A 10,045-nucleotide genomic window follows, 5' to 3' on the forward strand; every position below is an offset into this window, starting at 1 on the left:
CGCCGCGAGCGCGAGGCGCTCGGCGTCGTGGCGCTCACGAGGGCGTCGCCCGTGAGCTGCACGAGCGCGACCGTGGCGACCAGGATCACGATCGTCGCGAGCATCACCGTGTTGTCGAACCGCTGGTAGCCGTAGGTGACGGCGACGTAGCCGATGCCGCCGGCTCCGATCGTGCCCGCGATGGCCGAGTACTCGATCATCGCGATGGTGTTGATGGTCAGGCCGCCGATGATCTGCGGCACCGCCTCGCTGAGCTGCGCCGAGCGGATGACCTGCAGCCGCGACGCTCCGGAGGCACGGGCCACGCGGGTGAGCGCGATCGGCACGCTCCGCAGCGCGTTCTCGACGATGCGGGTGAAGAACGCGATGCCGGCGATCGACATCGGCACGACGGCGGCCGCGATCCCGATGTTGGTGCCGGTGATCAGCCGGGTGAACGGCATGATCGACGCCATCAGGATCAGGAACGGCAGCGAGCGGCCGATGCTGATCACCCAGCTCAGGGTCTGGTGCGCGGCGCGGTTCTCGAACAGCCCGCCGGGCGCCAGGTTGTGCACGGCGGCCCCGAGCGGGATCCCGACGAGCACGACGATCGTCATCACGATGCCGACCATGATCAGCGTCTCGCCGAGCGCGGGCAGGACGAGGGCGGGGATCTCGGCGATCGGCACGCGGTTGTCGAGGTGCAGGGCGCTCATGCCGCGACCTCCTCGGCGAGGGCGACGGGACCGGAGGCGCCGCGGGCGGGAGCGGGACGGACCGAGAGCCCGAGCAGGCCGGCCGCGTCGACGAGGCGGCGCTCGTCGACGCCGTCCAGCGCCACGGTGGCGTGGCCCACGGCCCGCCCGCCGATGGTCTCGATCGCGGCGCCCAGCAGCGACACCGGTCCGACGGAGGCGGCGAGCCGCGCGATCCAATCGGCCGGCACGTCGGGGCGCGCGTAGCCGAGCACCCACTCGGTGAGACCGGGCGCCGGAGCGGCGGCGGGTCGCAGCGGGTTCAGGGCCAGGCCCAGCGGCGAGGAGGCGTCGCGCAGCAGGTCGACGAGGCGCCCCGACTCCACGATGCGGCCGTGATCGAGCAGGGCGGCGGAGTCGGCGACCTGGCGCACCGTCTCCATCTCGTGCGTGATGAAGAGGATCGAGAGCCCCAGGTCGTCGCGCAGCTCCTTGAGGAGCGTGGTGATCGCGGTGGTCGACGCCGGGTCCAGGCCCGAGGTGGCCTCGTCCGAGAGCAGCACGCTGGGGCGCAGTGCCAGGGCGCGGGCGATGCCGACGCGCTGGCGCTGGCCGCCCGAGAGCTGGTGCGGGTAGTGGCCGGCGCGCTCCGAGAGCCCGACGCGGTCGAGGAGCTCGGCGACACGGCGCTTCGTCTCGGCCGCGGTGACTCCGAGGTACTCGAGCGGCAGGGCGACGTTCTGAGCCGCGGTGCGGCGGCTGAAGAGCCCGTCGGACTGGAAGACGGTGCCGATGCGACGGCGGGCGACGCGCAGCTCCTGCTCGGACAACTGCGAGAGGGCGTCCCCGTTGACGACGACCGAGCCCGAGGTGGGGCGCTCGAGCAGGTTCACGCACGCTGCGAGCGTGCTCTTCCCGGCGCCGCTCGGCCCCACGACGGCGAAGATCTCGCCCGTCGCGACCGAGAAGTCGAGGCGGTCGAGCACGGTGACGGCGGCGTCGCCGTGCCCGTAGGCCTTGGTGAGCTGCTCGAGGCGGATCATGCCTGGTGTCCTTCCGGGACGGTGCGGAGCGGGCGCCGTCGGCGCACGGGACGATGATGGAGCATCGTCGTCGCCTCGCGTCGGCCGCGTGACGTCCGCCGTAACACTGGGCGGCGGCCCACCCCCGGAAGGGTCTCGCTCAGTACACGAACCAGCGCAGCCAGTCGCGGTTGTGGGCGTGCACCAGCGCCAGGAACACCACGACGTCGAAGAGCAGGTGCACGCAGATCACGTAGGTCAGCGACTTCGTCTTCGAGAAGATCCAGCCCTGCAGCAGGGCGAACGGGATAGTGAACGCCGGCGCCCACTCGCGGTAGCCCAGCTCCCAGAGGAACGACACGAACACCACCGCCTGCAGGATGTTGGCCCACCACAGCGGGAGGTGGCGGCGCAGCACCGCGAAGACGACGCAGATGAAGAACAGCTCGTCCCAGATGCCCACGAAGCCGACGCCGACGAACAGGCGCGCGATCTCGTCCGGAGCGTGGATCGCCGGCCAGTTGAGGTAGGCGCCCGAGCGGATGAAGTAGAACGGCAGCAGGATCCAGCCCAGCACGACCACGGCCGGCAGGTACGACTTCTCCAGCGGCGTCCACTTCTGTCCGGTGCGGATCGGGAACCGGATGAGCCGCCGCTTCGTGCCGTACCGGTCGATCGCCCAGGGCACGGCGACGGCCGCCGAGAGCACGACCCCCATCAGCGCCATGTTGGGGTAGTCGAGGTTCGCCTCGACCGAGATCGTGCTGACGATCACGAGGCCCGCGGCGATGAGGGAGAGGTCGACGGCGAGGACGCGGTCGATCGCCAGGGCGAGCAGCAGGCTCGCGGCCAGCACGAGGTAGCCCGCGAGGGGCAGCCGCAGTCCGAAGAGGAGCACGGCCGAGGCGGACAGGCCGGCGGCGGGAGCGAGAGCGGGAGGCACGGGTTCAGGGTAGGCGCGGCGGGGGCCGGGGAGCCTGGTCAGCCCAGCGCGTCGAGGGCGATCGCCGCGGCCCGGGCGACGAGGGCGTCGTCGTAGTCCTGGGCGGGATCGTCCCGCTCCGTCAGCACCGCGATCACGATCGGAGCGGCGTCCGGCCGCTCGACGAGGGCGAGGTCGGTGCGCAGCCCGCCCGCCCCTCCGGACTTGTCGAGGACGGTCCAGCCCGCGGGTGCGCCCGCTCGCACGAGTGCGTCCCCGGTCGTGTTGCCGCTCATCCACTCGCGGAGCAGGTCGCGGTCGTCGGGATCGAGGGCGCCGCCGAGCAGGAGCGCGCGCAGGTCCGCGGACAGGGAGCGCGCCGTGCCCGTGTCGAGCCCGTCGGGGGTGCTCGTGTTCAGCTCGGGCTCGAGGCGGTCGACGCGGGTGACGTCGTCGCCGAGCCCGCGCAGCGCCTCCTGCAGTCCGGCCGGACCGCCGAGCTCTTCGAGCACCGCGTTGTGCGCGGTGTTGTCGCTGACGCGCACGGCGGCCTCGGCCACCTCGCCGAGCGGCAGACCGGAGGCGGTCGCCGGACCCGTGACGGGGGAGTGGTCGACGACGTCGCTCCAGGTGACGACGCGCTCGAGATCCTCGGGCCCGGTGCGCGCGAGCAGCGCGCCCGCCGCGAGGGCCTTGCTCGAGGAGGCGAAGCGGAAGCGCTCGTCGGCGCGGTGCTCGAGGATCCGCTCGTCGCCCGTGTCGACGGCGACGAGCCCGATGCGGGCGTCGTACTCGGCCTCGAGGGCGTCGAGCGCGGCTCCGATCGCCGGTGCGGCCGGGGAGGCGGGCGCGGAGGACGGCGCCGGAGCGGCCGCGGTCGTCGACGGAGCCTCGGCGCCGCTCCCCGAGCATCCCGTCGCGGTCGCCGCCAGCAGGAGGAGCAGTGCCACGGCGGGCGTGCGCCGGCCCCTCATCGGATCCTCGCGGTCGCGAACCGGGTCACGAGCCGCGTCGCCCACTCGATCGGCCCCGATCCCACGAAGCGCCACCACAGCACTCCGACCGCCCAGACGCCGAGCACCAGGAGGAGCGCCCCGGCCGGGTCCTGCACCCCGCGCACCACGCCCGAGGCGAGCAGGGCGACCACGACGCCCACCTGCAGCACGTACACCGAGAGGGCGAGCGACCCGACGGCGCGGAACGGCGTGAACACGGCGGCGATGATCGGGCGGGCGCGCGGCGACCGGACCGTCGTGAGCAGCACGACGGCCACGTGTGCGGCCAGCACCAGGCCCAGATCGTGCAGCGTGTCGGCGTGGCTGCCCGACGCGGAGTCGACGCCGAACGCGCGCTCGACCAGCGGCCGCACCGCGTAGGCCGGCAGTGCGACGGCGGCGAGGGCGACGAGGAGCCGGTCGCGGCGGAACCCGTGCCGCAGCAGCAGGGCGCCGAGCAGGAAGAAGGGGAGCAGGCTCGTCACGCGGTAGTGCGGATCGAGGAAGACCCAGCGCACCGCGAACCCGAGGGGCGACTGCTGCCCGAGCAGGACGGGGTCGACGGCCGAGGCGACCGCGGTGTTCACCGGCGCTCCGACGACCGCGAGCACCACGGCGACGACGGCCACGACCCGCGAGGACAGCAGGAGGATCGGCGTGCCGACGACGAGCACGATCCCGAGGAACGCGAGCACGATCGCGATCCAGCTGCCCCAGGTGGCGAGCCAGAGGCCCAGCGCCACGAGGACCGCCCCGCGGATCAGGTTCTGCACCAGGACGCGAGTGGGCGAGGCGCCCGGCCGGGCGAGCACGATCGAGGCCGACATGCCCATCACGAGGGCGAAGAGGGGCGAGGCGAGGTCGTTCACGTTGCCGGCGACGAAGCTCGCGGGACGCGAGGCGGACACGGCGGGCAGCAGCGGCATCGCGTGCGCCACGAGCATCGCCACGATCGCGACGCCTCGGAGCACGTCGGGCACCACGACGCGGTCCGGCTGCAGGCGCGGGGCGGAGCTCGTCGGGCGGAGGGGTGTCGAGGACGCGGTCACGGGGAGAGAGTACGGCTCGGCACGGACACGCGCAGGGCGGGCCCGCCACCCGGAGAGCGGATCGCGCCGACCCGGTCCGCGCCGCGCGGGGCGAGGACCGGGCGAGGCGATCAGGAGCAGCCGGCTGCCGTCCAGGTCACCTCCTGGGCGTTGTCGTTCGTGACGGCCACGACCTTCTCGGGGTCGATGCCGCCGGCGACCTGGTTGCCGTTGACGATGAGGTTGCCGGAGGGGTCGAGCCAGATGTTGTAGGTGAGCCACTTCGATCCCGCGGGCATGGTGACCGGGGAGGGCGAGGCGTTCTGGGTGAACAGCCACTGGTAGCCCTGACCGGTCGTCGGGTCGATCCAGTTCACCATCTGCGCGGTGTCGGTGGTGACGGCGACGGTGGTGGCCGGGTCGAGGCCGCTCGCGCGCTGGGTGCCGTTGATCCAGAGGTTGCCGGCGGGGTCGATGTAGGTGTTGTAGGTGATCGGGGTGGAGCCTGCGGGCGCGCCGGCCGGGTTGACCGTTCCGCCGAACGTCGTCCACTGGAACGTGGCGCCGGTGGTGGCGTCGGTCCAGGTGACCAGCTGGGCGGTGTCGGTGGTGACGGCCACGACCTTGTCGGGGTCGATGCCCCCGGCGACCTGGTTGCCGTTGACGATGAGGTTGCCGGAGGGGTCGAGCCAGATGTTGTAGGTGAGCCACTTGGATCCGGCGGGCATGGCGACGGGGGAGGGGGAGGCGTTCTGGGTGAACAGCCACTGGTAGCCCTGGCCGGTCGTCGGGTCGATCCAGTTCACCATCTGGGCGGTGTCGGTGGTGGTGGCGACGGTGGTGGCCGGGTCGAGGCCGCTCGCGCGCTGGGTGCCGTTGATCCAGAGGTTCCCGGCGGGGTCGATGTAGGTGTTGTAGGTGATCGGGGTGGAGCCTGCGGGAGCACCGGCGGGGTTCACGGTGCCGCCGAACGTCGTCCACTGGAAGGTGGAGCCGGTGGAGCTGACCGCGACCGGTGCCGACGCGGCCCCCGATCCGAGCGCCGCCTGGATCGTGCGGGTTCCCGAGCCCTGGGTTGCGGTGATGCCCGAGAGGACCAGCTCGCCGTTCGCTCCCACGGCGACTGCTCGCGAGCCGCTGCCGCCGTCGGACCAGGCGAGTCCGGCGGGCAGCGTCACGGTCACGAGTGTCCCGTCCGGTGCGGCCGTGGTGCCGTCGGTCGTGACAGCCACCACGACGTCCTTCAGAGTGCCGCAGGCCGCGGCGGCGTAGGGCCCGTTGGTGAAGACGAGGGTCGGGGAGGGGGAGGCCGCAGCGAGCGGCGCACCGATCGCCGTCGCGACGACGGGGATGGTCCAGGCGGCGCCGGCGACGAGGGTGCGGCGCTGGACGCCGTCCGCGGAGCCGGACGAGGGGAGGAGATCACGGGAGGTCATGAGGGCCTTTCGAGAGAGAACGGGTCACGAGAATGGTGATGATCCCTCAGTGCCGCGTCCATCCGATCGGCCGGATGGTCACTTCTTGGAGCTGTTCGTTCCGGAACTGGAGCGCCGCCTTGAGCGCGCCCGCCGCGCCCCCTTTGATTGGGGATGTCGCCCTTCCCGCCGAGGTGATGCCGTCCCTCCGCCGATGTGCTCCGCCCTCGATCCCCGGGGAGCAGCGGCGTCCTCCTGAAGCGAGTGCCCGTGATCCTGCGCGACGAGGCGGCCGCTCGGTGGTTCGCAGCGCGGGGCCTCGTCGGCGAGGGGGAGCCGCAGGTCGCGGTCGACGAGCGGTCCGTCGCGGGCCTCGGCATCACCCGCGCCTGGCACGGTCCTGCGCAGGGCGCTCTGCGAGCGCCGGATCGGTCCATCCTCCTCGTCCTGCAGCTCGACGGCGACGTGCGCCTGGCGCCGGCGGACGACGGCGCGGACGGCCTCGTCGTCGCGGCGGGCGACTCCTTCGCCCTCGCCGCAGGGCAGGGCGCCCGCATCACCGCCTCGACGGCCGTCGCCCGGATCGAGATCGAGCTGCCGGCCGACGCCGAGTTCCTCCTCGACGCCCGTCGATCCCCCGCCGCTCTCTGGAGCCGGGGCGGGGCGGAGTGGTCGCGCTCGGCCCTCGTCTCGCTGACCAACATCGTGCTGAATCTCGAGCTCGGCACCGAGCTGGAGGATACGGCTCACCTGCGGAACGCGTTCCGGTCGTGCGCGGCCGCGTTCTTCGAGCACGTCGACGACCGCCGCGCCGTCAGGACCGTCTCGTCCCCCGAGGCGCTCGCCCGCAGGGCCGTCGCGCTGCTCGAGAGCCGAGCGCGGGATCCGGCGTTCAGCGTGCACGAGCTCGCCGGGGAGCTCGATGTCACGCCGGCCTACCTCTCCCGAGCGTTCAGGAGCACCGGATCGGTGACTCCGGGCAGAGCGCTGCGGGCGCTCCGGCGCGCTCACGCGCTCGCACTCCTCGAGGAGGAGCGCGACGCCGGGGACCGCGTGGACGTCGCCGAGCTCGCCCGCCGGTCGGGTTTCGCGTCGACCTCGAGTCTCCGGCGCGCTCTCCGATCGCCGGACCCCTCCTAGCGGCTCGTCGGCGGGCCCCCGCGACGGTTCTGCACGAACGGACGCGGAACGGGCTGGAGGCGCATCCCACAGACCGTTCCGCGTCCACTCGTGGCCGGAGCCGGGGGCGAGTCGTCTCGACTCGGGGGCGGGGGCGTGCGCGGAGCCCGCTCGGCGTCGAGTCGCAGGTCGCGGTCCGCGTCCAGGCGCGGGGCGGCGACGGGTGAGCCCGTGGCGCGCTCCGCGCCGATCCCTAGAGGGCTCCCGGGCTCGGCGGGCATGCTGGAGGGATGACCGACGCCACCGCCTCCGCCGTCCCGACCGCTCCCACCCGTCCCCGCGGGGAGCGCCCCGTCCGCACCCAGCACGTGCTGACCGTGCTGCGGACGCAACGGCTGACCGAGCACCTCGTGCGCGTGCACCTGGGCGGACCCGGCTTCGACGCGTTCGCCGCGGAGGCCGATCCCGCGACGCTCGCCACGACCGACAAGTACGTGAAGCTCCTGCTGCCCCGTGCCGGCGTCGACGTGGAGCCGCCGTACGACCTCGACGCGCTCCGGGCGACCCTCGCCCCCGAGGACCTGCCCGTCCGCCGCACCTACACCGTGCGCTCCGTCGACCTCGACCGGCGGAGCCTCGCGATCGACTTCGTCGTGCACGGCGACGACGGGGTGGCGGGCCCGTGGGCCGCCTCCGCCGCTCCCGGCGACCGCCTCGCGTTCAACGGGCCCGGAGGCGCGTGGGCGCCGAGCGCGGAGCCCGGCGCGTTCCACCTGCTGCTGGGCGACGACTCCGCCCTCCCCGCGATCGCCGCGGCGCTCGAGGCCGTGCCCGCCGACGCGCGCGGGCTGGTGCTGCTCGAGGTGCCGGGAGCCGCCGATGAGCAGCCGCTCGCCGTTCCCGCCGGGGTCGAGCTGCGCTGGCTGCACCGCGGCGTGCTCGAGGCGGGGCGGGCGCTCGTCGCGGCCGTGCGCGCCGAGCCGCGTCCCTCCGGGGTGCTCGACGTCTTCGCGCACGGCGAGCGCGGGGCGATGAAGGAGCTGCGGCGGATCCTCCAGGACGACTGGGGTCTGGAGCGCCGCTCGCTGTCGCTGTCGGCCTACTGGGCGCTCGGCCGGGCGGAGGACCGCTTCCAGGCCGAGAAGCGCGAGCCGGTCGGCGAGATCTTCGCCGACTGACCCCGCTCCCGCGGGAACGACGAGGGCCCCGGTGCACTGCACCGGGGCCCTCGTCGTGCTCAGCGGAGGATCAGACCCGCTTGAGCGCGATCGTCGCGCTCGTGGTGGAGTTGCCCGCCGCGTCGGTCGCCTTGGCGGTCACCGGGTAGGTGCCCACTCCGAACGCCGCGGTGTTGACCGGGAGCTGCCACGTGCCGTCGGCGGCGAGGGTCGCGTCGCCGAGCTTCGTCGTGCCCACCCAGTAGCTCACTCCGGTGACGCCCACGTTGTCCGAGGCGCGCGCGGCCAGCACGATCGTGCCGGACACCGACGAGCCCGACGTCGGCGACACGATCGCGACGGTCGGCGCGGTGCGGTCGGCCACCGGGGCGGTGGTCGGCGTCGCGGTCGGCGCCGGAGTGGCGGTCGGCGCCGGAGTGGCGGTCGCAGTCGCGGTCGGGGCGGGAGTCGCGGTCGGCGTCGGCGTCGGCGTCGCGGTCGCGGTGGGCACGGGGGTCGCGGTCGGCGTCGCGGTGGGGGTGGCCGTGGGCGTCGCGGTCGCGGTCGGCGTGGCGCTGGGCGTCGGAGCGACGGTCCCGCCGACCTGGTCGGCGCCCGCGGTGCGGCTGCCGAAGGTCTGGCCGTCGATGTCGGTGCGGGCGCCGGTCAGCGAGCCCCATCCCGGGATCTGGGTCTGCGCGCCGTCGAGCACGTGCAGGTCGCCCGCGGCGGAGGAGACGAAGGCCGGTGCGCCCTGCACGTTGCCCTGCTGGTTCAGCAGCGTGGGCGTCTTGCAGAGCTTCGTGTTCCACGCCTCGACGATGGTGTTCGTCATCGGGCTGGTGCAGGAGGAGAGGTAGCTGACGATGTTGCGGTCGAAGACGGTGTTCGCCGCTCCGCCCACGCGCAGCGCGCCGTTCTCGAAGGTGTTGTTGCGGATGGAGAGGTTGCTGGCGGTGACCTCGCGGAAGTCGGCCACGGAGCCTCCGCGGCAGTCGGCCGTGACGACGATGCAACCCGAGACGAAGTTCGACTCGACCGTGATGTCGCTCATCCCGTCGCCGGCGCCCGGCGAGAACTGGATGCCCGCGTTGTAGCAGTTCTTCAGGACGTTGCCGCGCAGCGTCACCTTGGTGCTCTCGAAGACCTGGATGCAGTCGGCGTGCAGGCCGTTGTCGATGTTCTGGTCGTAGTTCTGGACCCGGTTGTTCTCGATCAGGCCGTTGGTGGTGCCGCCGACCTGGATGCCGTCGATCGACGAGCCGTTCTCGAAGGTCGAGTTCCGCACGATCACGTTCGCGCTGCGCACGAAGATGCCGGAGCCGTCGATGTGCATGCGGTCGACCGTGATGCCCGAGCCGTAGGTGTAGAAGGTGCTGCGGGAGTAGATGTCGTTCCACACCGTGTTCGCCGCGTAGACCTTCGTCGACCCGAGCACCGGCGAGGCGCCGGGCGCGGGCTTGACGACGACGGGAGCGGCGACGGTCGCCTTCCCGGCCTTGATGGTCACCGTCGGGTAGGTGCCGGAGGTGAGCAGCACGGTGTCGCCGGGGGCGGCGTTCTGCACCGCGGTCACGAGTGAGCAGGGCGCGGCGGCGGTGCAGACCGTGCTGGTCCCGGTGGGGGAGGCGTAGCGGTTCGCCGCCGCGAAGCTGGGCGCGGCCGCGAAGAACGCGGCGATCACGACCAGCAGTGCGGCGAGAGTCGCGC

The 10,045-nt window shown here is 73.2% G+C and carries 9 protein-coding genes; 2 read left to right on the forward strand and 7 right to left on the reverse strand.

Annotated elements, in window-relative coordinates; genetic code table 11:
• From IOC53_RS17965 to IOC53_RS17990, 6 genes are all read right to left on the reverse strand, one after another.
• Positions 1 to 698: methionine ABC transporter permease (locus tag IOC53_RS17965; RefSeq protein ID WP_207407892.1), on the reverse strand; the 698-nt coding region annotated here is incomplete at its 3' end.
• Entirely contained in the window at positions 695 to 1,720 is a 1,026-nt protein-coding gene (locus tag IOC53_RS17970; RefSeq protein ID WP_207407893.1) for a methionine ABC transporter ATP-binding protein, read from the reverse strand. The genes IOC53_RS17965 and IOC53_RS17970, both read right to left, overlap by 4 nt.
• A gap of 139 nt (positions 1,721 to 1,859) precedes the next feature.
• On the reverse strand, positions 1,860 to 2,642 hold the full coding sequence (locus IOC53_RS17975) for a CPBP family intramembrane glutamic endopeptidase (protein ID WP_207407894.1): 783 nt from the start codon (positions 2,640 to 2,642) through the stop codon (positions 1,860 to 1,862).
• A 38-nt stretch (positions 2,643 to 2,680) separates the two neighbouring features.
• Entirely contained in the window at positions 2,681 to 3,595 is a 915-nt protein-coding gene (gene bla, locus IOC53_RS17980) for a class A beta-lactamase (RefSeq protein ID WP_207407895.1), read from the reverse strand.
• Positions 3,592 to 4,665, reverse strand: a complete 1,074-nt coding sequence (locus tag IOC53_RS17985) for a DUF418 domain-containing protein (protein WP_207407896.1) — start codon at positions 4,663 to 4,665, stop codon at positions 3,592 to 3,594. The genes bla and IOC53_RS17985 overlap by 4 nt, the downstream gene beginning before the upstream one ends.
• Before the next feature lie 110 nt (positions 4,666 to 4,775).
• A complete protein-coding gene (locus tag IOC53_RS17990; RefSeq protein ID WP_207407897.1) occupies positions 4,776 to 6,080 on the reverse strand; it encodes a hypothetical protein in 1,305 nt (434 codons plus the stop codon).
• A 249-nt stretch (positions 6,081 to 6,329) separates the two neighbouring features.
• Here IOC53_RS17990 and IOC53_RS17995 point away from each other — a divergent pair, with 249 nt between their 5' ends.
• Both IOC53_RS17995 and IOC53_RS18000 read left to right on the forward strand, forming a co-directional pair.
• On the forward strand, positions 6,330 to 7,199 hold the full coding sequence (locus IOC53_RS17995; protein WP_207407899.1) for a helix-turn-helix domain-containing protein: 870 nt from the start codon (positions 6,330 to 6,332) through the stop codon (positions 7,197 to 7,199).
• 269 nt (positions 7,200 to 7,468) lie between these two features.
• The gene (locus tag IOC53_RS18000) at positions 7,469 to 8,356 is read left to right on the forward strand and encodes a siderophore-interacting protein (RefSeq protein ID WP_207407900.1); all 888 of its coding nucleotides are present in this window, start codon (positions 7,469 to 7,471) and stop codon (positions 8,354 to 8,356) included.
• Positions 8,357 to 8,426: 70 nt separating this feature from the next.
• Here IOC53_RS18000 and IOC53_RS18005 read toward each other — a convergent pair.
• The coding region (locus IOC53_RS18005; RefSeq protein WP_207407901.1) for an Ig-like domain-containing protein at positions 8,427 to 10,045 on the reverse strand (1,619 nt) is incomplete at its 5' end.

It is taken from the genome of Rathayibacter sp. SD072 (assembly GCF_017355185.1).
GTDB lineage: Bacteria > Actinomycetota > Actinomycetes > Actinomycetales > Microbacteriaceae > Rathayibacter.